This window comes from Streptomyces violascens, assembly GCF_014649955.1.
GTDB classification, from domain to species: Bacteria; Actinomycetota; Actinomycetes; order Streptomycetales; family Streptomycetaceae; genus Streptomyces; species Streptomyces violascens.
The window spans coordinates 166,530-192,545 of sequence record NZ_BMUA01000002.1 but is presented as its reverse complement, the minus strand read 5'-3'; the positions used below and the strand labels follow the sequence as shown (position 1 = coordinate 192,545).

Below are 26,016 nucleotides of genomic sequence, written 5' to 3'. Positions count from 1 at the left end.
CCGCGGTCACTGATGGTCCGGATGCACCCAGCTCGGCTTGCGGAACTTCAGGAAGGCCAGCGGCGCGAGGAGGCCGAGCGCGAGCAGCCCGCCGCCGACGATCAGCAGATAGCGCCAGAGCGGCTGGTTGCCGAACTGGTCCGGCGGCACGAACCCGATGAACAGCGCGGTCACCGACGCCACGAACCCGATGCCGGCGACCCACGCGACCGCCGGGACCCGGAACCCCCGCTCCACCTCGGGCCGGGTCCTGCGCAGCCTGACCACCGCCACGAACATCAGCAGATAGGCGATGAGATAGATCTGGACGGTGATGACGGAGAACATCCAGTACGCGCTCGACACGTCACCGCTGAACGCGTACAGGATGCCGATCAGGGTGGTGATGACGCCCTGCGCGACCATGATGTTCCGCGGGGTGCCGTACTTGTTCAGCCGCTGGAACACCGGTGGCAGATAGCCCTCCTGACGGGACAGCAGCACCAGGCCCTTGGCCGGTCCCGCGAGCCAGGTCAGCATGCCGCCGAGCGCGGCCGCCACCAGCATCACGCCGACCACCTTGGTCATCCAGCCGATCCGGAAGTGGTCGAAGAACGCCTGGAAGGCCTGCATCAGGCCAGCCGTGAGACTGAGCTGCGACGACGGCATCACCCAGGAGATCGCCAGGGCCGGAAGGATGAAGATCAGCAGCACCAGGCCGGTCGCCAGGAACATGGACTTCGGGTACTCGCGCTTGGGGTCGCGCAGCGAGGACACGTGGACGCCGTTCATCTCCATGCCCGCGTACGACAGGAAGTTGTTGACGATCAGGACGAGGCTGGCGAGCCCGGTCCACGGCGGCAGCCAGTGCGAGGCGCTCATCGGCGCCGCCGACGGGTTGCCCTGCCCGAGGAAGACGAAGCCGAGGACCACCAGGACCACGCCCGGGACGAGCGTGCCGATGACGAGCCCCATGGAGCTGAGCCCCGCGACCGTCTTCGTGCCGCGCGACGAGATCCACACGCCGGTCCAGTAGATGACCACGATCACGACGGCGACGTACGGCCCGTTCTCGGCCAGCCTCGGGTTGATGACGTACGCGAAGGTCGAGGCGACGTACGCGAGCAGGCTCGGGTAGTACGCGATCGTCATGGCGAACTGGCACCAGACCGCGAGGAACCCGAGCGGTTTGCCCAGCGCCTCGCTCACCCAGCGGTAGATGCCGCCGGTCCAGCCGGAGGCGAGTTCGGCGCCGACCAGCGCGGTCGGGAGCAGGAAGACGAGGGCCGGCAGGAGGTAGAGGAAGATCGCGGCGAGGCCGTAGATGGCCATGGACGGGGAGGGGCGCAGGCTCGCGACGGATGCCGTCGTCATCAGGCCAAGCGTCGCCCAGGAGACGAACTGCCGCTTTGTCCCTTCGTCCGCGACGAGTTCTTCATCGGAGGCATCCGTGGTCGTCATGCGCCCATCCTCGGCTCGGCGGCGGAGTCGCGCACGTCGGGCCGTAGGGTGATCCGAAAAAATGGATCACCGAAGGACTCCCCCATGACCGTGCCCGTCAACTCCCCCGGCCAGCCGCAGTGGGGACCGCCGCCCCCCGGCCGCCCGGGGCCTCCGCAGGCCCCCGCACAGCAGGCCCGTAACGGTCTCGGCGCCGCCTCGCTGGTCCTCGGCGTCGTCGGGGCGGGCTTCGGCCTCGTGCCCTTCCTGTTCTGGCTTTCGGGCACGCTCGGGGTCCTCGCCGTGGTCCTCGGGCTCGCCGGGCACGGCCGGGCGCGCAAGGGAGGGGCCACCAACAGGGGTGTGGCACTGGCCGGGAGCGTCCTCGGCGGCATCGCGACCGTGCTCGGGATCGCCGGCCTCCTGCTCACCGTGGTGTTCGTGAAGGACGCCGCCAAGAGCCCGGGCGGCACCATACCCAAGGCGCCGTCAAGCGCCGCCTCGTCCTCCGCGCCCGGCCCGAATCCGGCGCCGAGCACCCCGCCCGCCCAGAAGCCGCAGCCGTTCGGGGCGACGCACGCCTACCCGGACGGCGTGAAGGTCACCGTCTCCAAGCCGGCGCCGTACACGCCGGACGCGTCCGCATCGGGCCACCGCAAGGGCAACCGGGCGCTCCGCTTCACCGTCACCATCGTGAACGACAGCGCCGAGTCGATCGACATCACGTCGGCGGTGCCGACCTTGCGCGGCTCGGACGGCATCGAGGCCGAGGCGATATACGACGACGAGCACGCGACGAGCATGTTCGCGGGCGCCCTGGAGCCGGGCGGCCGCGCCACGGGCAAGTTCGCGTTCTCCGTGCCGCCGGAGTCCAGGACCGTGGACTTCCAGATCGGGCCGCAGACGCTGAAGTACGACGAGACGGTGTGGAGCGGGCCGGTCGTCACCGGCACCGGCCCAGGTACGGGCCCAGGCGCCGGAAGCGGCACCGACAGCGACCCGAGCCCGGTCACCGACTGACGTGCCGCCGCAGGGCCGCCGTAGAGCCACCGGCCGCCGCTGCGCCCGGCCCACGGGGCGCCCCGAACGGGCGCCCCGTATCGCCGCTCACCACCCCATCGCGTCGCATTGACGATTACACTGGGCCGCGTGCCTCAACTACGTCTCGCCCTGAATCAGATCGACTCGACCGTCGGGGACATCTCCGGCAACACCGAGGCGATCGTGCACTGGACACGGCACTCCGCCGAGCAGGGGGCGCACCTCGTCGCGTTCCCCGAGATGATGCTGACCGGCTACCCCGTCGAGGACCTGGCCCTCAGGTCGTCCTTCGTCGAGGCGTCCCGGCAGGCACTCACCGCGCTCGCGGCGCGTCTGGAGCGGGAGGGCTTCGGGGAGATCCCCGTGGTCGTCGGGTACCTGGACCGCTCCCCCGTCGCCGGCCCCCGGCTCGGCCGGCCGGCGGGCGCCCCGCAGAACGCGGCGGCGGTGCTGCACGGCGGCCGGGTCGTGCTGGCCTTCGCCAAGCACCATCTGCCCAACTACGGCGTGTTCGACGAGTTCCGCTACTTCGTGCCGGGCGACACCCTGCCCGTCGTGCGGGTGCGCGGCATCGACGTGGCCCTCGCCATCTGCGAGGACCTGTGGCAGGACGGCGGCCGCGTCCCGGCCACCCGCTCCGCGGGCGCGGGGCTCCTGATCTCCATCAACGCCTCGCCGTACGAGCAGAACAAGGACGACTCCCGCCTCGACCTGGTCCGCAAGCGCGCCCAGGAGGCCGGCTGCACGCTCGCGTACGTGGCGACCATCGGCGGCCAGGACGAGCTGGTCTTCGACGGCGACTCGATCGTCGTGGACGCGAGCGGCGAAGTCGTGGCGCGCGCACCGCAGTTCAGCGAGGGCTCGGTCATCCTCGACCTGGAGCTCCCGGCCGCGGGCCCGGCTCCGTCCGGCGTGGTCGACGACGGCCTGCGCATCGACCACGTGGTGGTCTCCGAGGAGCCGGTCGCGGCGTACGAGCCGGAGCTCACCGGCGGTTACGCCGAGCGGCTCGACGACGACGAGGAGGTCTACTCGGCGCTGGTCGTGGGCCTGCGCGCGTACGCCGCGAAGAACGGCTTCCGGTCCGTCCTGATCGGCCTGTCCGGCGGCATCGACTCGGCGCTGGTCGCCGCGATCGCCTGCGACGCGCTGGGCGCGGCCAACGTCTACGGCGTGTCCATGCCGTCGAAGTACTCCTCGGAGCACTCCCGGGGCGACGCGGCCGAACTGGCCCGGCGTACCGGGCTGAACTTCCGCACCGTCCCCATTGAGCCGATGTTCGACGCCTACATGGGCTCGCTCGGCCTGACCGGGCTCGCCGAGGAGAACCTCCAGTCCCGGCTGCGCGGCACGATGCTGATGGCGCTCTCCAACCAGGAGGGCCACATCGTGCTCGCCCCGGGCAACAAGTCCGAGCTGGCGGTGGGCTATTCGACCCTGTACGGCGACTCGGTGGGCGCGTACGGGCCGATCAAGGACGTCTACAAGACCTCGGTGTTCCGGCTCGCCCAGTGGCGCAACCGGGCGGCGGCCGAGCGCGGCCAGACCCCGCCGATCCCGGAGAACTCCCTCACCAAGCCCCCGAGCGCCGAGCTCCGCCCGGGCCAGGTCGACACGGACTCGCTGCCCGACTACCCGGTCCTGGACGCGATCCTGGCCATGTACGTCGACCGGGACCAGGGCGCGGACGCGATCGTGGCGGCCGGGTACGACCCGGAGCTGGTGGGGAAGACGCTGCGGATGGTGGACACGGCTGAGTACAAGCGGCGGCAGTATCCGCCGGGGACGAAGATCTCGGCGAAGGGGTTCGGCAAGGACCGCCGGCTGCCGATCACGAACCGCTGGCGCGAGTCGCTCTGATGCATGCGGAAAGGGCGCCTCCTCGAGGAGGCGCCCTTTCCGCATGCCGAGCAACTACACCTGCAAGCGCGCCGCGATCGGCAGATGGTCGCTCTTCGTCTCCGGGAGGGTCCACGACGACTTCGGCTCAAGGCCCTTGACCATGATCTGGTCGATACGGGCCATCGGGAACGCGGCGGGCCAGGTGAAGCCGAAGCCGTCGCCCGCGGCACCCTGCGTGGAGCGCATCTGGGCGGTGATGTTGTTCAAGGAGCGGTCGTTCATCGTGCCGTTCAGGTCGCCGAGCAGGACCACCTTCTTGACGGGCTCGGCGGAGATCGCCTCGCCCAGCGTGTAGGCGCTGTTGTCGCGCTGGTTGGCGGTGAACCCGGCGTTCAGCTTGACCCGTACCGAGGGCATGTGGGCGACGTACACGGCGACGTCACCGGCCGGGGTCTTCACCGTCGAGCGCATCGCGCGCGTCCAGCCCATCTTGATGTCGACGGGCCTGCTGTCGCTGAGCTCGTACTTGGACCACAGGCCCACCGTGCCCTGCACCGAGTGGTACGGGTAGACGTCTGCCAAAGCCTTCTTGTACGTCTCGACCTTGTCGCCCGGGATCTCCTCCAGGGCGAGCACCTGCGCGCCGGAGGCCGCGACCTGGCGGGCGGTGCCGGCCGGGTCGGGGTTGTCGGCGTTCACGTTGTGGGTGGCCACGACCAGGTTGCCGCCGGAGCCCTGCTTGTCGGCGAGCAGGAGGCCGCCGAACACGTTGAACCAGACGGTCAACGGGAGCAGCAGCGCGATCAGAGCGGTCGCCGAGCGGCGCCACAGCGCGAGCCCGAGGAGGACCGGCAGGAACACGCCGAGCCACGGCAGGAACGTTTCCGAGAGCGAGCCGAGGTTGCCCACCGAGTTGGGGATCCGGGCGTGCAGGATCATCACGAGCGCGATCACGACGGCGAGCCCCGCGAGGACAAGACCGCGGCGCCAGATGCCCGGGTCGCCGCGCCAGCCGTCGGCCAGGCGTCGGAACCGGGACCCGGTGCGCTCGCCCTCCGCGCTTCCGTCGCCCGTCTCCGTCATGTACGCCCGCGCCATACCGCTGTCCTCACTGCTGTTTTCCGCACATCGTCCCCGCCGTTCGACCCTAGGCGAAAACGGGTGGGATTCCCTGCCGCCGTACCTCGTGTACGGCATCCGTACGCCCCGCAGGACGACCGGGCGCGGCGGCGGGTTCCGTGCCGGTGCCCCGGCACGGGCCCCTGTGACACAACGCGCATATTCAGCAGGGCGGGCGCAGCCCTTCGAGGACGGCGTCCACGATGCGCTCGGCGAAGTCGGGGCCGGGCAGTTCCTCGCCGGGCCGCATCATGGTGCGTACCAGCATCGGGGCGACGAAGAGGTCGGCGGCCATGTCCAGGTCGATCCCGGCGCGGAGTTCGCCGTTCTCGACGCCCCGCCGCAGCAGCTCGTCCAGCAGCCGGCGGCGGGGGTCGATGACGATGCTGTGGTACTTGGACCAGAGCTTGGGATAGCTCTGCATCTGCGCGAAGACGTTGTGCAGAAGGGCGGAGGACTGCTTGGCGACGCTGCGCCGGCGCACGTTGTCGACCATGCAGATCAGGTCGTCGCGCAGGGAGTTGCCGGGCAGCGGCGGGGCCGGCGACTCCATGGACTGGACGACCTCGACGTACAGCTCCTCCTTGCCGGCCCAGCGCCGGTAGATGGTGGCCTTTCCGACGCCCGCGGTGCGGGCGATGCGTTCGATGGAGAGGTCGGCGAGCGGGACGCCCTCCTCAAGCAGCTTGATCACGGCTTCCAGGATCTGGCGTTCGGCTGCCTCGGAGCGGGGCCGCCCGCGCCGTTGCTCGCCGACCTTGCACTGCTTGTCCATCAGGGTCACGCCCGCTCCGCTTCTTCTCGCCGACCCGCCGATTGTCCCGGACGCCGCTAGCTGCGGGCGGCCTCGGCGGGGCGGTCCTCCGCCTTGGGCGCGGGGGTCGCGGGCGGCTTCCCGGGCAGGAACAGGGCGACGACCACCGCGCCGAGCAGGGCCACGCCGGACGAGGCGAGGGCCGTGATGTGCATGGCGTGGATGAAGGCGTCGTTGGCCGGGGCGATCAGGGCCTTGCCCGCGGGGCCCATCTTCTCGGCGATGCCGAGGGTCGCCTCGATGGACTCGCCGGCCGCCTTGCGCGCCCCTTCGGGGACCGCGCCGAGGTGGCCCTCGATGTCACCGCGGTAGACGGTGGAGAGCACCGAGCCGAGCACGGCGACGCCGAGCGCGCCGCCGACCTGGCGGAAGGTGTTGTTGACGGCCGAGCCCGAACCGGCCTTCTCGCGCGGCAGCGACTGCATGATCGAGACGGTGACGGGCGGCATGATGTGCGCCATTCCGGCGCCCTGGATGAAGAAGACGACCTCCATGACCCAGATCGGCGTGTTCACGTCGAACAGGCCGAAGGCCGCGAGGCCGATCGCCACCAGGATCAGTCCGGCGGTGCAGACGGCCCGGGCGCCGAACCGGTCGACGACCAGCCGGGCCCGCGGCGCGAAGATCATCTGGGCGGCGGCCAGCGGCAGGATGAGCAGACCGGACTGGAGCGCGCTGTAGCCGCGCACGCTCTGCATGTAGAAGACCGAGAAGAAGGTCACGCCCATCAGCGCGAAGAAGGTCAGCGCGATGGCGACGACGGCGGCCGAGAAGGCCGGCTTCTTGAAGTAGCCGATGTCGATCGCGGGGTGGTCGACGCGCTTCTCGTACAGGACGAAGCCGACCAGGACCGCGACACCGGCGAGGATCGTGGCGAGGACCGTCGTATCGGTGAAGTCGGCCAGCTGGCCGCCGTGGATGATGCCGTACACCAGCAGGACGAGGCCCACGACGGACAGGAGCACGCCCACCGGGTCGAGCCTGCCGGGGTTGGGGTCCCTGGAGTCCGGTACGAGGAGGACCATCGCGATCAGGGCGATGATCACGACCGGCACGTTGACCAGGAAGACCGAGCCCCACCAGAAGTGCTGGAGCAGCACGCCGCCGGTGATCGGGCCGATGGCGATGGCGAGGCCGACGCCGCCGGCCCAGATGCCGATCGCCTTGGGCTGCTCGTCGCGCTCGAAGACGTTCATGAGGACGGCGAGGGTGGCGGGCATCACGAAGGCGCCGCCGAGGCCCATCAGGGCGCGGAACGCGATGAGCTGGTCCGGCGAGTTCGAGAACGCGGCGAGCACCGAGCCGAGGCCGAAGACCGTGATCCCGAAGAGCAGGATCTTCTTGCGGCCGAGCCGGTCGCCGAGGAGGCCGGAGGTGAAGAGCAGCCCGGCGAAGACGAGGGTGTAGGCGTTGATCGCCCACTCCAGCTCGCTCTGGGTGGCGCCGAGGCCGGCGGGGGCGGGGCTGGCGATCGTCTTGACGGCGACGTTCAGGATCGAGTTGTCCAGGACGACGATCAGCAGGCTGAGCATCAGGACGGCGAGGATCGCCCAGCGTCGGCGGTGGACGGCTTCGGGTATCCGAGGTGCGGCCGGGGCACCGGACGCGGCAGGCGTGGTTGGCATGCCGTCCAGCCTAGAGCCATTTCGATACGAGACCGTCTCGTATAGCAAGGTCTTTACTTTTCGGACACCAGTTCGTGTTTTCCGGCCCGATCTGCCGTCCTGTGCCACCCACTTCCCGGCACAGGGCACGGGATGCCACCATGGATGTGGTCCGGAGACGCCGTAAGGGCGCTTCGAGATGACGAACAGGAGCCGTTGCGATGACGCAACAACTTCAGGCTGCCCCCAAGGCGCCCGACAGCAGCAATCCCAAGGCGCTGTACGGAGGCAAGGGCACCCGGCGCATCACCGTGCACGACATCGCCGCCGCCAAGGCGCGCGGCGAGAAGTGGCCCATGCTCACCGCCTACGACGCGATGACCGCGTCCGTCTTCGACGAGGCCGGGATCCCGGTGCTGCTCGTCGGCGACTCGATGGGCAACTGCCACCTCGGTTACGAGACGACCGTCCCGGTCACCATGGACGAGATCACCCTGCTCTCCGCCGCCGTCGTACGGGGCAGCTCGCGCGCCCTCGTCGTCGCCGACCTGCCCTTCGGCTCGTACCAGGAGGGCCCGGTGCAGGCGCTGCGCAGCGCCATGCGCCTGGTCAAGGACGCGGGCGTCGGGGCGGTCAAGCTGGAGGGCGGCGAGCGCAGCCACGAGCAGATCCGGCTGCTCGTCGACTCGGGCATCCCGGTCATGGGCCACATCGGCCTCACCCCGCAGTCCGTGAACACGCTGGGCTACCGGGTGCAGGGCCGCGGCGACGAGGCGGCGCACCAGCTGCTGCGCGACGCCAAGGCCGTGCAGGACGCGGGCGCCTTCGCGATCGTCCTGGAGCTCGTCCCGGCCGAACTCGCCGCCGAGGTCACACGCACGCTGCACATCCCGACGGTCGGCATCGGCGCGGGCGCGGAGTGCGACGCGCAGGTGCTCGTCTACACCGACATGGTGGGCCTGACCGGCGGGAAGACCCCCCGCTTCACCAAGCAGTACATGAACCTGCGCGAGTCCCTCGGGGACGCCGCGAAGGCGTTCGCCGGCGAGGTCGTCGGCGGGGCGTTCCCGGCCGAGGAGCACACCTTCCACTAGCCACTGCGGTCACGACGACAGTCCGCCGACTTCCCCCATCGGCGGGCTGTCCGTCGTCTGTGGACCCGGTTGTCCACAGGGCTGTCGGCGGCTGTAGGCGGCTGTCCCCAGGCTGTCGGTGCTCTGTCGGTGGATTGTCGGTGGCGGCTGGCACCTTGGTGGACATGACGCGAATCGACAAGAAGCCCATGAACAGCGGGGCCGGTGTTGCCGCCGGCACCGCCGTCTCCGTACGGGGGCTGGTGAAGCACTTCGGCGACACCAAGGCGCTGGACGGCGTCGACCTGGACGTCCGCGAAGGCACCGTGCTCGGTGTCCTCGGACCGAACGGCGCCGGCAAGACCACCCTCGTCCGCTGCCTGTCCACCCTGCTCGTGCCGGACTCCGGCAGCGCGACCGTGGCCGGCTTCGACGTGGTGAAGCAGCCCCGCCAGCTGCGCCGCACCATCGGCCTGACCGGGCAGTACGCCTCGGTCGACGAGAAGCTGTCCGGCCGCGAGAACCTCTACATGATCGGCCGGCTGCTCGACCTGTCCCGCAAGGACGCCCGCTCCCGCGCGGACGAGCTCCTGGAGCGCTTCTCGCTCACCGACGCCGCCAAGCGCCCCGCGATGACGTACTCCGGCGGCATGCGGCGCCGGCTCGACCTGGCCGCCTCCATGATCGGCCACCCGGCCGTCCTGTACCTGGACGAGCCGACCACGGGCCTGGACCCGCGCACCCGCAACGAGGTGTGGGACGAAGTGCGGCGGATGGTCGCCGAGGGCGCCACCGTGCTGCTGACCACGCAGTACATGGAGGAGGCCGAGCAGCTGGCGAGCGAGCTCACCGTCATCGACCACGGCAAGGTCATCGCCAACGGCGGGGTCAACGAGCTGAAGGCGAAGGTCGGCGGCCGCACCCTGCAGATCCGGCCCACCGACCCCGACCAGTTGGGCGCGATGGCTCGGGCCGTCACCGAGGCGGGCCTCGACGCCCATTTCCTCTACGGACACAGTGCGGGCACCCAGGTCATCCCCGACGAGGGCGTGCTCAACGTGCCGATCCTCAGCGACGAGCAACTGACCGCCGTCGTCGGCCTGTTGGGGGCGCGCGGTTACGGCATCGCCCACATAGGCACCCACCTTCCCAGCCTGGACGAGGTGTTCCTGGCCATCACCGGCCAGAAGACCGGCGCCGCCCAGGACACCCACCGTGAGACCGAGGAGGTCGCGGCATGAGCACCACCACCACTGTCGAAGCGCCTGCCCAGCAGACCCCTTCGCGCCCGCGGCGGACCACCGGGTCCGACGACGTACGGATCGGGATGCGCGCGAACCTGCGCCACATCGGCGCCCTGGCGCGCCGCAACATGCTCCAGATCAAGGCCGACCCGGAGTCGATGTTCGACGCCGTCCTGATGCCGATCATCTTCATCCTGCTGTTCGTGTACGTCTTCGGCGGCGCGATGTTCGGCAGCGGCAACCAGGAGGCGTACGTCAACTACCTGGTTCCCGGCCTGATGGCGATGATGGGCCTGAACATCGCGATGGCGGTCGGCACCGGCGTCAACGACGACTTCAAGAAGGGCGTGATGGACCGCTTCCGGACGATGCCCATCGCCCGGTCGTCCGTCCTCATAGCCAAGATGGTCGTCGAGGTCGGCCGCATGCTGGTCGCCACCACGATCCTGCTGATCATGGGCTTCATCCTGGGCCTCAGCATCAGCACCTCGGTGTGGGGCCTGCTCGCGGCGGTCGGCCTGTCGCTGGCGTTCGGCGCGTCCCTCATGTGGATCTTCATCCTGCTCGGACTCACCATGAAGACGGCCCAGGCCGTCCAGGGAGTGGCCATGCTCGTGCTGATGCCGCTGCAGTTCGGTTCGTCCATCTTCGCCAAGCCGACCACGATGCCGGGCTGGCTGCAGTCGTTCACCGACTACAACCCGCTGTCCAACCTCGCGGACGCGGCCCGCGGCCTGATGACCGGCGGCCCGGTCGCCCACTCCGCGCTGATGACCCTTGCCTGGTCGGTGGGCATCACGCTGGTGATGGCCCCGCTGGCGGTCGCCAAGTTCCGCAAGCGCACCTGATCCTGACGGTACGTCAGCTCTTGCGATCGCGTCGCACCACGGCGGTGGCCTCCTCCACGCAGAGGCCGCCGCCCTCGGCGTACGCGGCCTCGTACGCCGCGTCGTCGAGCAGGGCGCGGGCGGCCCGCTCGGCCTCGGCCCGCTGCTCCACCTGCACGGGCGCCAGGAAGTGGCCCGCCGGGAGCAACGCGTCGTGCGCGCCCACCAGCCGGGCCGCGTCCTCGCCGCTGCCGAGGCCGCCGAGTCCGGCGATCGCGCATGCCGCGGTGAGCATGTGGACGGCGATCATCTCGGGCGCGACCATCCGCGAGAGCGGCCCCTGGGCCCGGTCGAGCGCGACCAGGGCGCCCGCGAGCCCCTCGGCGTACCGGCCCTGCGCGTTGTCCAGCCAGGCCCGCACGCCGAGGACGAACCCCTCGAACAGCACGAGGTTGGCGGAGCTGAACTCCTTCAGCATCACCTCGGACTGCTCGCGCGCCTCGTCGAACCGGCCGGTGCGGCCGAGCCACATGGTGAGGAAGAGCCGGGCCGCGGGCCGCGCCTCGACGCCTGCCCGGTTCCCGTCGGCGAGGATCTCGCGCAGCATGGCCTCGCCGCGCTCGCCCTCCCCCATCTCCAGGAGGACGGAGGCGAGCCGCGCCTTGAGGAGGGTGACCTGCGCCTGGGCGCCGAGTTGCTCGGCGTAGCTCAGGGCGGCGGTGAAGTCCTGGGCGGCCCGGCCGAATTCGCCCCGCTTCTCACGCGCCTCGCCCCTGGCACCCAGTGCCTCGGCCGATCCCCAGGCGTCGCCGAGGCGCCGGAAGATGAGGAGCGCGGCGTCGGCGTCGGCGGTGGCGTCACCGGCCCACTCGGTCCGGTTGGCCAGGACGTTGGCGCGCATCTGGAGGGCTGCGGCCAGCTCCCACTCGTATCCGAGTTCCGCGCTGGCCTCGACGGTCACGTCGAGGACCTCCTTCAGCCGGGCCTGGTCGCCGGTGAGCACCACGGGGAAGAACCAGAGCGAGCCCGGCATGCGGCAGGTCTGCGGCAGGCCGGGGCGGTAGGCGGAGGTGATCGCGCGGAGCCGCTCGGCGGCTTCCGGGGTCGTCCACTGGTCCATCTCGTGGTCCATGGCGGCCAGTTGGACGAGCCGCACGCCGCGCCGGGCTTCCTGGAGCACCTCGGGGTCGAGCGGCGGCGGGGAGTCCGTGCACTGGACGAAGACCGGCGGCGCGGGCGTCACGGGCGGCGCGAACGGGTCGGGCCCAAGGGCCGCCGCCTCCTTGGCCCAGTGGCGCGACTCGGCGCGCAGGTCGCGCATCTGCCAGTACCAGAACAGGGCGTGCACCAGGCAGAGCGCCTCCTCCTCGTCGCGCAGCGCGACGCAGCGGCGCAGCGCGGTGCGCAGGTTCTCGTACTCGCGCTCGAAGGCGTCGATCGCCCTGCGCTGCCCGGGGCCGCGCAGGGCGGCGTCGGTGCGGCGGGCGAATTCGCGGTAGTGCGTGAGATGGCGGCGCTCGGCGGCGCCGCGGTCCCCGGCGGCTTCCAGCCGCTCCGTCGCGTACTCGGCGACGGTTTCGAGCAGCCGGTAGCGCATCTCGCCGGTGTCGTCGGGCGCGGCCACGACGAGCGACTTGTCGACGAGCGAGCCGAGCACGGCGGGTACGTCCGGGGCGTCGAGGCCGTCGTCCTCGGCGCACACCGCCTCGGCCGCCGCCAGGTCGCAGCCGCCCGCGAAGACGGCGAGGCGGCCGAGCACCGCGCGTTCGGGCGCCTCCAGGAGGTCCCAGGACCAGTCGACGACGGCCCGCAGGGTCTGCTGCCTCGGCAGCACCGTACGGCTGCCGCTGGTGAGCAGGCGGAAGCGGTCGTCGAGCCGGTCCGCGATCTGGCGAGCCGTCAGCATGCGGAGGCGGGCGGCGGCCAGCTCGATGGCGAGCGGGAGTCCGTCCAGGCGGCGGCAGATCTCGGCGGCGGCGTCCGGATCGTCCTCGACGCGGAAGCCCGGCCGGGCCGCGGCGCCCCGCTCGGCGAGCAGCCGCAGCGCGAACGGCGCGGGCAGCGGCTCGACGGGACGCACCAACTCCCCCGGCACGCCCAGCGGTTCGCGGCTGGTGGCGAGGACGACCAGGTGCGGGCAGCGGGCCAGGAGGTACTCGGCGAGTTCGGCGGCGGCGCCGATCACGTGCTCGCAGTTGTCCAGGAGCAGCAGCATGCGGCGCGGCCCGCAGTGCTCGGCGAGCCGGACCACGGGGTCGTCCGCGTGCCGGTCGGCGGCCCTGAGCTCCTCGGCGCCCGCCGAGTGCAGCACCGTCTTGCGGGCGCCGACCGCGGTGAGCACGGCGGCGGGCACCCCGGCCGGGTCGTCCACGGGCGCGAGTTCGGCCAGCCACACCCCGTCCGGCCAGCACGCCGCGGCACCGTCGGCGGCCTCCTGCGAGAGCCGGGTCTTGCCGGCCCCGCCGGGCCCGAGCAGGGTGACGAGACGCGCGCCTTCGAGGTCGCCGCGGATGTCCGCGAGCTCGGCCTCGCGCCCGACGAACGAGGTGAGCCGGGCCCGCAGATTGCCGTGCACCGGGGCGGCGGCGGGCGCCGGGGCGGGAACGGCCGCCGGGTTCAGCAACTCGGCGTGGATGGCGCGCAGTTCCGGCCCGGGATCGGTGCCGAGCTCCTCGGCGAGCGTGGCGCGCACACCCTCGTACGCGGCGAGCGCCTCGGCGGGGCGGCCCGCCGCCCGCAGCGCCCGGATGCGCAGGGCGTGCAGCGGCTCGTCGAACGGGTGGCTCTGGCACAGCGCGGCGAGCTCGGCCAGCGACTCCCCGGCCCGGCCGAGCGCGAGGGCGGCGGCGAGCCGCAGCCGCCGGGCGTCGAGCCTGCGGGCCTCGGCGCGGGAGGCGAGGGCGCCGGGGTCGGGCAGGTCGGCCAGTGCGGGGCCCGCCCACAGCGCGAGCGCGTCGTCGAGCAGGGCCGCCGCCTTCGCCGGGTCGCCCTCCTCCAGGGCGCGGGCGCCGTCGGAGGCGAGCCGCTCGAAGCGGTGCAGGTCGATGTCGTCGGCCTCGGCGGCCAGCCCGTATCCGCCGCCGTCCGCGGAGAAGACCGCGTCGTGGCCGAGCGCCCGGCGCAGCCGGCCGACCAGGGCCTGGAGCGCGGCCGGGGCGTCGGCGGGCGGTTCGCCGCCCCACACCTCGCCGACGAGGACGCCCACCGGGGCGGCCCGGCCCGGCCGCAGCGCGAGCACCGTCAGGAGCGCGCGCAGCCGCGCACCGCCGAGGGCGACGGGGCTGCCGTCGAGGTGGTGGACCTGGGTGTTGCCGAGAATCCGGTAGCGCACGCCCCCATTGTCATCGACACGGCAGGGACCGGGGCTCGCGGTGCGGAACTCCCGCCCCGTCCCGGGACGTTTGACGCTCGGAGCCCGCGTCCGATCCGGACGGAATCCAGACACGGGCGCCCGGCCCCTGTACGGTCGGGCGCGTCCCGCTCGACCGTCCCACCAGCCACTGGAGCCCACGGCATGGCCACCACGACCTCCCGCCACCACGACCGGCGGATCAGCCCGGTCTTCCTCGGGATCGTCGCCGTCATGGCGGTCTCCGGGTGGGCGGTGTGGACGAGTTACGCCTCGTCCCGCGGCTTCGCGGTGTTCCTGTTCGTGACGTCCGCCTGGGTCGTCTCGCTGTGCCTGCACGAATACGCGCACGCCCGTACCGCGCTGCACGGCGGGGACATCACGGTCGGCGCCAAGGGCTATCTCACGCTGAACCCGCTGAAGTACACGCACGCGCTGCTGTCGATCGTGCTGCCGGTCATCTTCGTGATCATGGGAGGCATCGGTCTGCCCGGCGGCGCCGTGTTCATCGAGCGGGGCCGGATCCGGGGCCGATGGAAGCACAGCCTGGTCTCGGCGGCGGGCCCGCTCACCAACGTCCTGTTCGCGATCGTGTGCACGGCCCCGTTCTGGCTGCACGCGCTCGACGGGGTGCCGGCCGACTTCCGCAACGCGCTGGCGTTCCTGGCACTGCTCCAGGTGACGGCGGCGCTGCTGAACTTCCTGCCGGTGCCGGGCCTGGACGGGTACGGGATCATCGAGCCGTGGCTGTCGCACTCGGCCCGCCGCCAGGCCGAGCCGTTCGCGCCGTTCGGCCTGCTCGCGGTGTTCGCGCTGCTCTGGGTCCCCGAGATCAACCAGGAGTTCTTCCGGCTGGTCTACGCGATCCTGGACGGGCTCGGGGTGTCCGACCTGGACGCGGCGACGGGCCGCAGCCTCTACCAGTTCTGGCCGGACCTGCCGAGCCTCTCGCTCACTCCGCAGGGCTAGCGGCGCGGCCCCGGCGCACGTAGTACCAGGTCATGTTGGACGAGAGTCCGACGAGCAGCACCCAGATGATTCCGAGCCAGCTGCCCTGGGCGAAGGAGACCACGGCCGCGACAACGGCGAGGACACAGACGACGAGGGCGTACAGAGCGAGGCGGGGCATGGAGGTCGGCTCCTGTCGGGTACTTCGGCACTCAGGTCGAACGGGGTGGAACGGTGAAAGCGGACGGGCGGGCGCCTTCGCACCCGCCCGTCCAGTGTCCACCATGCCCCGCCGTCCTCAGACGTCGGTGACGCGCAGCCCCGCGTGCGCCTTGTAGCGGCGGTTCACCGAGATCAGGTTGGCGACGAGCGACTCCACCTGGTGGGCGTTTCGCAGCCGCCCCGCGAAGACGCCGCGCATGCCGGGGATGCGCCCGGCCAGGGCCTGGACGAGGTCGGTGTCGGCGCGCACCTCGCCGAGCACCATCACGTCCGTGTCGATCTCCTCGATGGACGCGTCCTGGAGCAGCACCGCGGACAGGTGGTGGAAGGCGGCCGTCACCCGGGAGTCCGGCAGCAGGGCGGCGGCCTGCTGGGCGGCGCTGCCCTCCTCGGGCTTGAGGGCGTACGCGCCCTGCTTGTCGAAGCCGAGCGGGTTCACGCAGTCGACGACGAGCTTGCCGGACAGCTCCTCGCGCAGCGATTCCAGCGTCTTGGCGTGGCCGTCCCACGGCACCGCCACGATCACGATGTCGCTGCGCCGCGCGCACTCGGCGTTGTCGGCGCCCTCGATGCCGAGGCCGAGCTCGTCGGCGGCGGCCTGGGCCCGCTCGGCGGCGCGCGAGCCGATGATCACCTTCTGGCCGGCCCGGGCGAGCCGGTAGGCGAGGCCGCGGCCCTGGTCGCCGGTGCCGCCGAGCACGCCGACGACGAGGCCGGAGACGTCCGGAAGCTCCCAGGGGTCCTTCACAGCGGGCTTCGATGCGTTACCGGCGTTGTCAGTGGAAGTCATGAGGGCGACCCTACTCGGCCGTAGCGGGGCCCTTCGTCCGGATGACGAAGCCCGGTTCGGCCCCCGCGCGCGGGCCGGATGCGGCAGGCTGCCGGCCATGGATGCCGTACGGGTCGCACTGCTGCGGGAAGTGCTCGCCGGGACGGAGTGGCTGCGGGCCACCCGCCGCTTCGCGGGCGTGCTCCGCTCGTCCGTCGTACCGCACGGCGGCGGGCTGCTCCTGGTCGGCACCGAGCGGTACGAGCCCTGGCACCTGGCCGCCCACCTCACCGACGAGGCGGCCTGGTCGGGGCTTCCCGAGCTGAGCCCGACGCTGGTGCGCCACCACGTCGAGCCCTGCGGGCCGCCCCATCTGTCCGTCGGGCTCGGCCGTCTCGAAGCGGCCCGGCGCGGCGAGACGCTGCTCGTGGTGGCGCCCGAGCGGCCCGCCGACGGGCTCCTTGAGCGCGTCCACGACGCCCGCCGGGCGGGGGCGACCGTGCTCGCCCTGGACGGCGGCGACCGCGAGGTGCGGGGCCTGGTCCACGAGTCCCTGACGGTGGCCCCGGACGCCGAGCTCGACCTGGACACCGTGCAGCACCTGGTCAGCGCCGCCGCGGGCGAGAACACCCTGCCCCCGCAGCGCGGCCCGCGCCGCTTGCGCGACCGGCTCAGCCGGCTCGCCGACCAGCTGACGGCGCCGCCGCCGGGACGCTGGTGAGCGGGCGTCCGTGAGTCCTCGGCGGGATCGCGCGCGCACCGCTAATTCGTTTGCCTCCGGCGCCGCGGGTGCGGAGCATGGCCGCTCGTGCCCGAAGAACTTCCCGCGTCCCGACTCCGCTCGATCCTGCCCGACCTCGCCCCCTGGCGGGCCTCGGCCGACTTCCGGCTGCTCTGGGTACAGGGCCTGATCACCAACTTCGGCAGCTTCATGGCGATGGTCGCGCTGCCGCTCCAGATCAAGGAGCTGACCGACTCACCGCTCGCGGTGGGCGCGATGGGCGCGGTGGAACTGGTGCCGCTGGTCCTCTTCGGCCTGTACGGCGGCGCCCTCGCGGACGCTGTGGACCGCCGCAAGGTGATCCTCGCCACCGAGGCGGGTCTCGGTCTGCTCGCGCTGATCCTGCTGGTCAACGCGCTGCTCCCGAACCCCGTGCTCTGGCCGCTGTACGTGGTGGCCGCGGGCGTCTCGGCGCTCGCCGGTCTGCAGCGCCCGGCGCTCGACTCGCTGATGGCCCGGATCGTGCCGCACGACCACTTGCCGGCGGCCGCCGCGCTCAACGCCCTGCGCTGGCAGCTCGGCGCGATCGCAGGGCCGTCGCTGGCGGGCCTGGTGGTGGCGTACGCGGGCACGGCGACGGCGTACGCCACCACGATCGGCACCTTCACCGTCTCGGTGGTGTTGTGCGCCCGGCTGACCCCGGCTCCGCCGGCCCACGACGCCCAGAAGCCCTCGCTGCGCGGCATCGCGGAGGGCGCGCGTTACGCGTGGTCGCGGCCGGTGCTGCTCGGGACGTACGCGATCGACCTGGCCGCGATGTTCTTCGCCTTCCCGAACGCGATCTTCCCGTTCCTCGCCGACAGCCTGGGCGCCGACTGGTCGCTGGGCCTGATGTACGCGGCGGGCTCGGTCGGTTCGGTGCTGCTCAGCCTGACCAGCGGCTGGACCTCGCGGGTGCGGCGGCACGGCCTGTTCGTGGTGGTCGGGGCGGTCGTCTGGGGGACGGCGATGGCCGGGGCGGGTCTCTTCGGCAACGTGTGGCTGGTGCTCGCCTGTCTCGCGGTGGCGGGCGCCGGCGACATGCTGAGCGGCCTCGGCCGCTCCACGATCTGGAACCAGACCATCCCCGAGGAGCTGCGTGGGCGCCTGGCCGGCATAGAGGTGCTCTCGTACAGCGTCGGCCCGCAGCTCGGCCAGGTCCGGGCGGGCGCGATGGCCGGCTGGACCGGGACGAGGGCGGCGGTGTGGTCGGGCGGGGTGGCCTGCGTGGCGGCGGTGGGACTGCTCGCCGCGGCGCTGTCCGAGCTGATCACCTACGACTCGGCGACCGACGAGGACGCGGCCCGCCGCCGGGCGGCGGGCCGGCCCACCACGACGGCGGCCTAGCACCTGCCCGGCGGGGCGGGCCTAGTCGGTGCCGCCGTCCTGCGGCGCCGACTTGTCGTGCCACTTGGGGTCGTTCTCCCACTCCAGGTTCCGCTCCTGCGCGCTCTGCATCGCGTGCTCGGCCTCCTCGCGCGTCGGATACGGGCCGAAGCGGTCCTTGGCCGGGCACTCGGGGCCCTCCTCGACCTTGTGGTGGACCAGGCAGTAGAACCACTCGCCGGGTTTGCCGACGGTGCGCTTCTTGAACAGAGCCATGGGTGCCTCTTCCCTGGGACGGTGGCCGGGACCTCAAGGCCATGCTGCCCCACACCCGCTCGATAGACTCGCCGGCATGTCTGGCCAGCCGAAGTCGCAGTCCCTGCTCGTGCCCGGGGAGATCTCTCCGGCCCGTTCCGTCCCGGGTCGTATCCGGCGTCCCGAGTACGTCGGGAAGCCCATGCCCACGCCGTACGACGGCCCCGAAGTGCAGACCGCCGAAACGATCGAGCTGATGCGGATCGCCGGCCGGATCGCGGCGCGGGCCATGGAGGAGGCGGCCAAGCACATCGCGCCGGGGGTGACGACGGACGAGCTCGACCGGGTCGCGCACGAGTTCATGTGCGACCACGGCGCCTACCCCTCCACGCTCGGCTATCGCGGCTTCCCCAAGTCGCTGTGCTCCTCGGTCAACGAGGTCATCTGCCACGGCATCCCCGACTCGACCGTCCTGAAGGACGGCGACATCGTGAACCTGGACGTCACCGCGTACATCGGCGGCGTGCACGGCGACAACAACGCCACGTACTTCTGCGGCGACGTCGACGAGGAGTCCAAGCTGCTCGTCGAGCGGACCCGGGAGTCCCTCAACCGCGCGATCAAGGCGGTCCGGCCCGGCCGCCAGATCAACATCATCGGCCGGGTCATCGAGTCGTACGCCAAGCGCTTCGGCTACGGCGTCGTGCGGGACTTCACGGGCCACGGGATCAGCACGGCCTTCCACTCCGGCCTGATCGTGCCGCACTACGACGCCCCGCACGCGACCACCGTGATCAAGCCCGGCATGACCTTCACCATCGAGCCGATGCTGACTCTGGGCACCCACGAGTACGACATGTGGGAGGACGGCTGGACGGTCGTCACCAAGGACCGCAGGCGCACGGCCCAGTTCGAGCACACGCTGGTGGTCACGGAGACGGGCGCGGAGATCCTCACGCTGCCGTAGCCCTGTGCCGCAGTTCCGGGCCGGGCGGGATTTTTCGATCGGGTGTCGCACCCCGGCCCCACCGGGTACGTTTTTACCGACAGGACGTCGGGAACCAGTTGACTTAGGTAAGCCTAACTTGAGACGATCATACTGGTTCCCGCACCCCTCGGTCCCCGGAGGCGCGCCTTGACCACCACTGCGACCACGCCGTTCTCCACCCTCATCCGTACTGCCTCGCACGAGCAGCACACGGAGGCGGAGACGTCGACGTTCATGGGCGACCTGCTCGGCGGCCGGCTCGGGGTCGACGCGTACGCCCGCTACACCGAGCAGCTCTGGTTCGTGTACCGGGCCCTGGAGGAGGGCGCCTGTGCGCTCGCCGACGACCCGGTGGCGGGGCCGTTCATACAGCCCGAGCTGATGCGCACGGCCTCGCTGGAACGGGACCTGGCCCACCTGCGCGGCGCCGACTGGCAGCGCGGCGCGAGCCCGCTGCCCGCGACGGCCGCGTACGCGGCGCGCGTCTCCGAGTGCGCGCGGACCTGGCCCGCCGGGTATGTGGCGCACCACTACACGCGCTACCTCGGTGATCTGTCGGGCGGGCAGATCATCCGCGACAAGGCGGAGCGCACGTGGGGGTTCGCCCGCAAGGGCGACGGCGTACGGTTCTACGTCTTCGAGGGGATCGCCAACCCGGCGGCGTTCAAGCGGGGTTATCGCGTTCTGCTCGACGCGTTGCGTGCGGATGAGCTGGAGCGGCGGCGGGTTGTCGAGGAGTGCAAGCGGGCTTTTGCTTTGAACACGGCTGTGTTCAGGGAGCTGGGGGAGTTGTTCCGGGCCAGCGCGTAGCGCTCCGCGGGGGGGGCGGGGTTCTGGGCGCGGGGTGGTCGGGGGCTTTCGCGCAGTTCCCCGCGCCCCTGAACCCTCTTTCGGCCTCGGGCCGTGCGTGGTGCTCGCGCAGTTCCCCGCGCCCCTCAAACCCCATGTCCCCGCGGGCCGTACGTGCTTGCTCGCGCAGTTCCCCGCGCCCGTGCAGGGCGCCCGGGACCCGTTGGCGGGGCCGCGCGATGTCGCAGCCCCGCTCCCTAAAGGCTCTGGCTCACGGCACGTTCCAGGAGTACCCGGCCGCCTAGTTCGATCGTGTTGTCCGGGCCCGGGGCCGTCAGGAGTTGGGAGCCCCGGCCCTGGGTGATGTTCAGGGCCCGGCCCAGGGTTTGGGTGAGGAGCAGGGCCGCCGCTCCCGTTGCCTCGTCCTCGTCGATTCCGTCGCCCCGGCCGGGAAAGGCGCGGGCCCTTACTCGGCCTGCCGCCTCGTCCTGCCAGGACCAGGCGTATATCCACTCCCCCGGCTCCGGGACCGTCAGCGCGTCCACCTCGGCCGGCGAGGCGTACTGGCGCAGGGTACGTGGCGGGGCCCAGTCGGCTCGGGCCGTGATCCAGGTGAACTCGCCGTCCTGGCGGGCGAAGATGTCGCCCATCGGGAGTTCGAGGACGTCCAGGTCCAGGAGCCACGCGGCGCCGACGACCGGGTGGCCGGCGAACGGGAGGCGCACTCCCGGGGTGTAGATCTCGACCGTGCCGCGCTCGGGGTCGTCCACGAACACGGTCTCGCTGAAGCCGAGTTGACGCGCCAGCTCCTGCCGGGCCCCCTCGCCGGGCACGGTCGCGCCGTCGCGCACCACTCCGAGGGCGTTGCCGTGCCGGCCGTCGGGGCCGCAGAAGACCCTGAGCACGTCGATTAGTACGTCTCTCTCGCTCACACGCGGATTGAAGCAGGCGGCAGGGCCGACCTCCCGGTCGGGGTGCACCCCTGCCTGTCGAGAGGTTCAGGCCCGGGGCGCCGTCGTGGTCGTCCCTTCGTGACCTTGGCCTTGCGGCGGCGCACGCGGACCGGGTCGCCGTACTGCACGACGGGCGGATCGCGGGGTGCTTGACGCGGAGCTGATCGGCCGGGTCTGCCGGCAGCCCGTGGAGGTGCTCGCGCATCCCCGCAGGGGCACGCCACTGCTGGTGCCCCGGCGTGATCCGTGACCCTGCCGTGACCGGTGAGAGCTGAATCACGCACCCAGTGGGTATCGGCCAGGTAAGGCTCGGTTAAGTTAGGTCCGCCTCAGTCGACCCGTCGACCCTGAACCCAGCGTGGAGCCCGCATGCGACCCGTCCGTACCTCCGTAGTCACCGCCGCAGCTGCCGTCGCGGCACTGACCGCCGTCACGGGCTGCGCCGACAAGAGCGACGCCAAGTCGGGCGGCGCCGGTGACGCGATCCAGGTGACCGCCACCGACAGCTCCTGCAAGCTCTCGAAGACCGAGTTCCCGGCCGGGCACGTCAAGTTCGACATCGAGAACAAGGGCTCCAAGGTCACCGAGGTCTACCTGCTCTTCCCGGACGACCGCATCGTCGCCGAGCGCGAGAACATAGGCCCCGGCCTGAAGCAGCAGCTCACCGCCGAGGTCAAGGCCGGCTCCTACGAGGTCGCCTGCAAGCCCGGCATGAAGGGCGACGGCATCCGCCAGAAGGTCGACGTCACCGGCGGCACCGCCGTCAAGCGCAACCCGCAGCTGGACACGGCCGTCGCCGAGTACCGCAAGTACGCGCAGGAGCAGGCCGACGAGACGCTGCCCAAGGTCAAGGTCTTCACCGACGCGGTGCGGGCCGGCGACGTGGAGGCCGCCAAGAAGGCGTTCGCCCCCTCGCGCCTCGGCTGGGAGCGCACCGAGCCGGTCGCCGAGTCCTTCGGCGACATCGACCCGAAGACGGACACCCGCGAGGACGGCCTGGAGAAGGGCCAGAAGTGGACCGGCTGGCACCGTCTGGAGAAGTCGCTCTGGGCCGACAACAAGATCGGCCAGGACGAGAAGGACCTCGCCACCGAGCTCGACAAGGACCTGGCGGACTGGCAGAAGCGGGTCGGCACCGCCGAGATCACCCCGACCTCGATGGCCAACGGCGCCAAGGAACTCCTCGACGAGGTCGCCACCGGGAAGATCACCGGTGAGGAGGACCGCTACAGCCACACCGACCTGTCCGACTTCAAGGGCAACGTCGAGGGCGCGCAGAAGGCGTACGAGCTGCTCAAGCCGGTCGCCTCGAAGAACGACCCGGCGCTCGCCACCGAGCTGGACAAGCAGTTCGCGGCCCTGAACACGCTGCTCGACAAGTACCGCACGGACAAGAACTCCTACGACTTCACCGCGTACGACAAGGTCGGCGCGAGCGACCGCAAGCAGCTCTCCGACACGGTGAACGCGCTCGCCGAGCCGCTGTCCAAGCTCGCCGCCGCCGTCACCAAGTAACGCCCGGAGCCAGGAGGAGATCCGTCATGAGTGAAACGACCGAGACCGCCGGCCCCGGCAGGGCCCCGTCGCGCCGGGCACTCCTCGGGTGGGGCGGCGCAGGGCTCGCGCTCGGCGCGGCCGCGGCCGGTGGTGCCGTGGCCGTCGTCAAGGACGGCGGCAGCGACGCGGTGCCCGCCGCGGACACGGGCGCCGCGGTGCCCTTCCACGGCGCCCACCAGGCCGGCATAGCCACCGCCGTCCAGGACCGGCTGCACTTCGCCTCGTTCGACGTGACGACGAAGGACCGCGCCGAGCTCGTCCAGCTCCTCAAGGACTGGACGGCGGCGGCCGCCGCGATGACCGAGGGCAAGCCGGTCGGCGAGGGCGCCTACGGCGGGCTCGCCGAGGCGCCGCCGGACGACACCGGTGAGGCGCTCGGCCTCAAGCCGTGCCGGCTGACCCTGACGTTCGGCGTCGGCCCCTCCCTCTTCGCCAAGGACCGCTTCGGCCTTGAGGCCAAGCGGCCCGAGGCGCTCGTCGACATCGAGCAGTTCCCCGGCGACAACCTGGACGCGGCGCGCAGCGGCGGCGACCTGTGCGTGCAGGCCTGCGCGGACGACCCGCAGGTCGCGGTGCACGCGATCCGCAACCTGGCCCGCATCGGCATGGGCAAGGTCGCCATCCGCTGGTCGCAGCTCGGCTTCGGCAAGACGTCCTCGACGACGCCGGACGCGCAGACCCCGCGCAACATGATGGGCTTCAAGGACGGCACCCGGAACATCTCGGGCACCGACGCCAAGGCCCTCGACGACCACGTGTGGGTCGGCGCGAAGGACGGCAGCGACTGGATGACCGGCGGCTCCTACCTGGTGGCCCGCCGCATCCGGATGCACATCGAGACCTGGGACCGCACCTCGCTCCAGGAGCAGGAGGACGTCTTCGGCCGCGACAAGGGCGAGGGCGCGCCGGTCGGCAAGGCCAAGGAGCGCGACGAGCCGTTCCTGAAGGCGATGAAGCCGACCGCGCACGTCCGCCTCGCGCACCCCGACTCCAACGACGGCGTACGCATCCTGCGCCGCGGCTACTCCTTCACGGACGGCACGGACGGCCTCGGCCGCCTGGACGCGGGCCTGTTCTTCCTGGCCTACCAGCGTGACGTCCGCAAGGGCTTCCTGCCCCTCCAGCGCTCCCTGGCCCGCCATGACGCGCTCAACGAATACATCCAGCACGTTGGTTCGGCGATTTTCGCGGTCCCGCCGGGCGTCCGCGACAAGGACGACTGGTGGGGCCGGGGACTCTTCGGCTGAGAGGAAGACATGTTCGCCAACTATCTGATCGGCCTGCGCGAGGGACTCGAGGCAAGCCTGGTCGTGTGCATCCTGGTCGCGTACCTGGTGAAGACCGACCGCCGCGACGCCCTGAAGCCCGTGTGGATCGGCGTGGCGGTGGCCGTCTTCGTGGCGTTCGCGTTCGGCGCCGGGCTCGAATTCGGCTCCCAGGAGATGACGTTCAAGGCCCAGGAGGCGCTCGGCGGTTCGCTGTCGATCATCGCCGTCGGCCTGGTCACCTGGATGGTGTTCTGGATGCGGCGCACCGCGCGGCACCTGAAGACCGAGCTCCAGGGCAAGCTCGACTCGGCGCTGCGGATGGGCACCGGCGCGCTGGTCGCGACCGCGTTCCTGGCGGTCGGCCGGGAGGGCCTGGAGACCGCGCTGTTCGTGTGGACCTCGGTGCACGCGGCCGGCTCCGACAACGGCACCTTCCAGCCGATGATCGGCGCCCTCCTTGGCCTCGCCACCGCGGTGTTCCTGGGCTGGCTGTTCTACCGCGGCGCCCTGAAGATCAACTTGGCGAAGTTCTTCACCTGGACCGGCGGCATGCTGGTGGTCGTCGCGGCGGGCGTCCTCGCGTACGGGGTGCACGACCTCCAGGAGGCGGACTTCCTGCCGGGCATCAACTCGCTTGCCTTCGACATCAGTTCGACGATCGAGCCGGACAGCTGGTACGGCACCCTGCTCAAGGGCGTCTTCAACTTCCAGCCCGACCCGACCGTCGTCCAGGTCTCGGTCTGGGTCCTGTACCTGATCCCCACGCTCGTGTTCTTCTTCGCCCCGGTAGGGTTCCGGAAGTCCGTGGGGACTACGAGGGTCGAGGGGCAGAAGGCGGTTCATGAGCAGGGTGAGTCGGCTGACGGCGGGGCTCGCGACGGCGACCGTACTGACGGTGACCGCGAGCGGCTGCGTGACGGTGCACGGGGAGCGGGAAGTCGTACCGTCGGCGACGAAGGCTGAGGCCGCCGAGGCGCTCACCGCGTTCACCGACGCCTACAACAAGGCGGACAAGGCGTACGACCCGGCCCTGGACGCGGGCCGGGTCACCGGCGCGTTCGGCGCCACCACGCAGGCGGGCTTCACGGCGGCACACGTGACGAATCCGGCGGGCAACGCCCGGCACTCGGAACTGCGGCTGACGGACGCCACGTACACGATCCCCAAGCAGGCCGGCTGGCCGCGCTGGTTCGTCGCCGACACCGACTCCAACCGCGACCAGGACGACAAGGGCCCGAACGACACCCGCTGGCTGCTGCTGTTCATACGCAACGGCCCCGAGCAGGTGTGGAAGCTGGCCTACCTGTCCATCCTGGGCGTCAAGGACGTCCCCGCCTTCAAGACGGACAAGGACGGCTGGGCCGAGCCGGTACGCCCCGACGACCCCTCGCTCGCGGTCGCCCCCAAGGACCTGAGCGCGGACTACGCCTCCTACCTCCAGGACGGCAAGCCGCCCGTGTTCGCGGCCGGCGAGCACACCAGCGGCTGGCGCGACGCCCGCCAGAAGAACGCGGTACGGTCCGGCCGGATCAGCCAGTTCCTCGACCAGCCCCTGACCGGGGGCGACTTCGCCCCGCTGGGCCTGCGCACCGCGGACGACCGCGCCCTGGTCTTCTTCGCGGCCCGCCACTTCGAGCGCCAGACCGCCGCGAAGGGGGTCCGCCTGGACATCTCCCCCGACGAGAAGGCCCTGCTGACCGGCCAGGTCACGTCCTCCCTGACAAGGGAGTGGATCTCGAACGAACTGGCCCTGGTCCCGCCCCAGGGCCCCGTCGTCGTGGCGAACCGGGTGCAGGGGCTGGTGGGAGTGAAGGGGGAGTAGCGCTCCGCGGGGCGGGGGTCCGCCCCA

Annotated in this window: 23 protein-coding genes and 1 pseudogene; 15 read left to right on the top strand and 9 right to left on the bottom strand. The window is 71.5% G+C overall.

All coding sequences use genetic code 11. The annotated features are described in order from the left end of the window. Window positions 1-6: 6 nt before the first annotated feature. Window positions 7-1,440, bottom strand: coding sequence for a glutamate/gamma-aminobutyrate antiporter GadC (gene gadC, locus IE206_RS06015; protein ID WP_189960959.1), 1,434 nt, complete (start codon window positions 1,438-1,440; stop codon window positions 7-9). Window positions 1,441-1,524: 84 nt separating this feature from the next. Between gadC and IE206_RS06010 the strand changes: the two genes are divergently transcribed. Together IE206_RS06010 and IE206_RS06005 are read left to right on the top strand one after the other, a co-directional pair. Next, window positions 1,525-2,439 (top strand): DUF4190 domain-containing protein, encoded by a 915-nt coding sequence (locus tag IE206_RS06010; protein WP_189960958.1) that lies wholly within the window; start codon window positions 1,525-1,527, stop codon window positions 2,437-2,439. Between the two features lie 129 nt (window positions 2,440-2,568). Next, on the top strand, window positions 2,569-4,320 hold the full coding sequence (locus IE206_RS06005; RefSeq protein ID WP_189960957.1) for an NAD+ synthase: 1,752 nt from the start codon (window positions 2,569-2,571) through the stop codon (window positions 4,318-4,320). A gap of 54 nt (window positions 4,321-4,374) precedes the next feature. On the opposite strand, the gene IE206_RS06000 is transcribed toward IE206_RS06005, so the two are convergent. From IE206_RS06000 to IE206_RS05990, 3 genes are all read right to left on the bottom strand, one after another. Then, window positions 4,375-5,400: an endonuclease/exonuclease/phosphatase family protein gene (locus IE206_RS06000; RefSeq protein ID WP_189960956.1), complete on the bottom strand. Its 1,026-nt coding sequence runs from the start codon at window positions 5,398-5,400 to the stop codon at window positions 4,375-4,377. A gap of 184 nt (window positions 5,401-5,584) precedes the next feature. After that, window positions 5,585-6,196, bottom strand: a complete 612-nt coding sequence (locus IE206_RS05995) for a TetR/AcrR family transcriptional regulator (protein WP_189961392.1) — start codon at window positions 6,194-6,196, stop codon at window positions 5,585-5,587. Between the two features lie 56 nt (window positions 6,197-6,252). After that, window positions 6,253-7,860: an MFS transporter gene (locus IE206_RS05990; RefSeq protein WP_189960955.1), complete on the bottom strand. Its 1,608-nt coding sequence runs from the start codon at window positions 7,858-7,860 to the stop codon at window positions 6,253-6,255. A 200-nt stretch (window positions 7,861-8,060) separates the two neighbouring features. Here IE206_RS05990 and panB point away from each other — a divergent pair, with 200 nt between their 5' ends. The 3 genes from panB (at window position 8,061) to IE206_RS05975 (ending at window position 11,004) form a co-directional block, all read left to right on the top strand. Further along, entirely contained in the window at window positions 8,061-8,933 is an 873-nt protein-coding gene (gene panB / locus IE206_RS05985) for a 3-methyl-2-oxobutanoate hydroxymethyltransferase (RefSeq protein ID WP_189960954.1), read from the top strand. A gap of 164 nt (window positions 8,934-9,097) precedes the next feature. Further along, on the top strand, window positions 9,098-10,153 hold the full coding sequence (locus IE206_RS05980; protein ID WP_189960953.1) for an ATP-binding cassette domain-containing protein: 1,056 nt from the start codon (window positions 9,098-9,100) through the stop codon (window positions 10,151-10,153). Then, window positions 10,150-11,004, top strand: a complete 855-nt coding sequence (locus tag IE206_RS05975; protein ID WP_189960952.1) for an ABC transporter permease — start codon at window positions 10,150-10,152, stop codon at window positions 11,002-11,004. Before IE206_RS05980 ends, IE206_RS05975 begins: the two co-directional genes overlap by 4 nt. 13 nt (window positions 11,005-11,017) lie before the next feature. Here IE206_RS05975 and IE206_RS05970 read toward each other — a convergent pair whose 3' ends face one another. Beyond that, window positions 11,018-14,314, bottom strand: coding sequence for an AfsR/SARP family transcriptional regulator (locus IE206_RS05970; protein ID WP_189960951.1), 3,297 nt, complete (start codon window positions 14,312-14,314; stop codon window positions 11,018-11,020). 183 nt (window positions 14,315-14,497) lie between these two features. Between IE206_RS05970 and IE206_RS05965 the strand changes: the two genes are divergently transcribed. Continuing rightward, complete coding sequence (locus IE206_RS05965; protein ID WP_189960950.1) at window positions 14,498-15,301, top strand: site-2 protease family protein; 804 nt, start codon at window positions 14,498-14,500, stop codon at window positions 15,299-15,301. Here IE206_RS05965 and IE206_RS05960 read toward each other — a convergent pair. Both IE206_RS05960 and npdG read right to left on the bottom strand, forming a co-directional pair. Then, window positions 15,285-15,461 (bottom strand): hypothetical protein, encoded by a 177-nt coding sequence (locus IE206_RS05960; RefSeq protein ID WP_189960949.1) that lies wholly within the window; start codon window positions 15,459-15,461, stop codon window positions 15,285-15,287. The two genes, IE206_RS05965 and IE206_RS05960, sit on opposite strands and share 17 nt — an antisense overlap. Before the next feature lie 117 nt (window positions 15,462-15,578). Next, on the bottom strand, window positions 15,579-16,292 hold the full coding sequence (gene npdG / locus IE206_RS05955) for an NADPH-dependent F420 reductase (protein WP_189960948.1): 714 nt from the start codon (window positions 16,290-16,292) through the stop codon (window positions 15,579-15,581). 97 nt (window positions 16,293-16,389) lie between these two features. Between npdG and IE206_RS05950 the strand changes: the two genes are divergently transcribed. Continuing rightward, window positions 16,390-16,992: a hypothetical protein gene (locus IE206_RS05950; RefSeq protein ID WP_189960947.1), complete on the top strand. Its 603-nt coding sequence runs from the start codon at window positions 16,390-16,392 to the stop codon at window positions 16,990-16,992. An 87-nt stretch (window positions 16,993-17,079) separates the two neighbouring features. Further along, window positions 17,080-18,378: an MFS transporter gene (locus tag IE206_RS05945; RefSeq protein ID WP_189960946.1), complete on the top strand. Its 1,299-nt coding sequence runs from the start codon at window positions 17,080-17,082 to the stop codon at window positions 18,376-18,378. 21 nt (window positions 18,379-18,399) lie between these two features. Here IE206_RS05945 and IE206_RS05940 read toward each other — a convergent pair whose 3' ends face one another. Further along, on the bottom strand, window positions 18,400-18,633 hold the full coding sequence (locus IE206_RS05940) for a hypothetical protein (RefSeq protein ID WP_189960945.1): 234 nt from the start codon (window positions 18,631-18,633) through the stop codon (window positions 18,400-18,402). A 76-nt stretch (window positions 18,634-18,709) separates the two neighbouring features. Between IE206_RS05940 and map the strand changes: the two genes are divergently transcribed. Both map and IE206_RS05930 read left to right on the top strand, forming a co-directional pair. Continuing rightward, the gene (gene map, locus IE206_RS05935; RefSeq protein WP_189960944.1) at window positions 18,710-19,579 is read left to right on the top strand and encodes a type I methionyl aminopeptidase; all 870 of its coding nucleotides are present in this window, start codon (window positions 18,710-18,712) and stop codon (window positions 19,577-19,579) included. Window positions 19,580-19,747: 168 nt separating this feature from the next. Continuing rightward, window positions 19,748-20,410: a biliverdin-producing heme oxygenase gene (locus IE206_RS05930; protein ID WP_189960943.1), complete on the top strand. Its 663-nt coding sequence runs from the start codon at window positions 19,748-19,750 to the stop codon at window positions 20,408-20,410. Between the two features lie 236 nt (window positions 20,411-20,646). Here IE206_RS05930 and IE206_RS05925 read toward each other — a convergent pair whose 3' ends face one another. Beyond that, on the bottom strand, window positions 20,647-21,321 hold the full coding sequence (locus IE206_RS05925) for a PhzF family phenazine biosynthesis protein (RefSeq protein WP_189960942.1): 675 nt from the start codon (window positions 21,319-21,321) through the stop codon (window positions 20,647-20,649). Between the two features lie 55 nt (window positions 21,322-21,376). On the opposite strand from IE206_RS05925, the pseudogene IE206_RS42360 reads away from it, so the two are divergent. From IE206_RS42360 to IE206_RS05905, 5 genes and pseudogenes are all read left to right on the top strand, one after another. Then, a pseudogene (locus tag IE206_RS42360) lies at window positions 21,377-21,592 on the top strand (hemin ABC transporter ATP-binding protein); the annotation flags it as partial. Between the two features lie 119 nt (window positions 21,593-21,711). Next, window positions 21,712-22,857, top strand: a complete 1,146-nt coding sequence (gene efeO / locus IE206_RS05920) for an iron uptake system protein EfeO (RefSeq protein ID WP_189960941.1) — start codon at window positions 21,712-21,714, stop codon at window positions 22,855-22,857. A 26-nt stretch (window positions 22,858-22,883) separates the two neighbouring features. Beyond that, window positions 22,884-24,146 (top strand): iron uptake transporter deferrochelatase/peroxidase subunit, encoded by a 1,263-nt coding sequence (gene efeB, locus IE206_RS05915; RefSeq protein ID WP_189960940.1) that lies wholly within the window; start codon window positions 22,884-22,886, stop codon window positions 24,144-24,146. Window positions 24,147-24,155: 9 nt separating this feature from the next. Next, entirely contained in the window at window positions 24,156-25,130 is a 975-nt protein-coding gene (gene efeU, locus IE206_RS05910) for an iron uptake transporter permease EfeU (protein ID WP_189960939.1), read from the top strand. Then, on the top strand, window positions 25,018-25,989 hold the full coding sequence (locus IE206_RS05905; RefSeq protein WP_189961391.1) for an SCO2278 family lipoprotein: 972 nt from the start codon (window positions 25,018-25,020) through the stop codon (window positions 25,987-25,989). Before efeU ends, IE206_RS05905 begins: the two co-directional genes overlap by 113 nt. Window positions 25,990-26,016 lie beyond the last annotated feature (27 nt).

Bases quoted from the DNA above. Each gene is read 5' to 3' on its own strand.
- IE206_RS05975 (WP_189960952.1), top strand. From the start codon at position 10,150: ATGAGCACCACCACCACTGTCGAAGCGCCTGCCCAGCAGACCCCTTCG.
- IE206_RS05995 (WP_189961392.1), bottom strand. From the start codon at position 6,196: ATGGACAAGCAGTGCAAGGTCGGCGAGCAACGGCGCGGGCGGCCCCGC.
- IE206_RS06010 (WP_189960958.1), top strand. From the start codon at position 1,525: ATGACCGTGCCCGTCAACTCCCCCGGCCAGCCGCAGTGGGGACCGCCG.
- IE206_RS05990 (WP_189960955.1), bottom strand. From the start codon at position 7,860: ATGCCAACCACGCCTGCCGCGTCCGGTGCCCCGGCCGCACCTCGGATA.
- IE206_RS05960 (WP_189960949.1), bottom strand. From the start codon at position 15,461: ATGCCCCGCCTCGCTCTGTACGCCCTCGTCGTCTGTGTCCTCGCCGTT.
- efeB (WP_189960940.1), top strand. From the start codon at position 22,884: ATGAGTGAAACGACCGAGACCGCCGGCCCCGGCAGGGCCCCGTCGCGC.
- IE206_RS05980 (WP_189960953.1), top strand. From the start codon at position 9,098: ATGACGCGAATCGACAAGAAGCCCATGAACAGCGGGGCCGGTGTTGCC.
- panB (WP_189960954.1), top strand. From the start codon at position 8,061: ATGACGCAACAACTTCAGGCTGCCCCCAAGGCGCCCGACAGCAGCAAT.
- map (WP_189960944.1), top strand. From the start codon at position 18,710: ATGTCTGGCCAGCCGAAGTCGCAGTCCCTGCTCGTGCCCGGGGAGATC.
- gadC (WP_189960959.1), bottom strand. From the start codon at position 1,440: ATGACGACCACGGATGCCTCCGATGAAGAACTCGTCGCGGACGAAGGG.
- efeO (WP_189960941.1), top strand. From the start codon at position 21,712: ATGCGACCCGTCCGTACCTCCGTAGTCACCGCCGCAGCTGCCGTCGCG.
- IE206_RS05965 (WP_189960950.1), top strand. From the start codon at position 14,498: ATGGCCACCACGACCTCCCGCCACCACGACCGGCGGATCAGCCCGGTC.
- npdG (WP_189960948.1), bottom strand. From the start codon at position 16,292: ATGACTTCCACTGACAACGCCGGTAACGCATCGAAGCCCGCTGTGAAG.
- IE206_RS05950 (WP_189960947.1), top strand. From the start codon at position 16,390: ATGGATGCCGTACGGGTCGCACTGCTGCGGGAAGTGCTCGCCGGGACG.
- efeU (WP_189960939.1), top strand. From the start codon at position 24,156: ATGTTCGCCAACTATCTGATCGGCCTGCGCGAGGGACTCGAGGCAAGC.
- IE206_RS06000 (WP_189960956.1), bottom strand. From the start codon at position 5,400: ATGGCGCGGGCGTACATGACGGAGACGGGCGACGGAAGCGCGGAGGGC.
- IE206_RS05940 (WP_189960945.1), bottom strand. From the start codon at position 18,633: ATGGCTCTGTTCAAGAAGCGCACCGTCGGCAAACCCGGCGAGTGGTTC.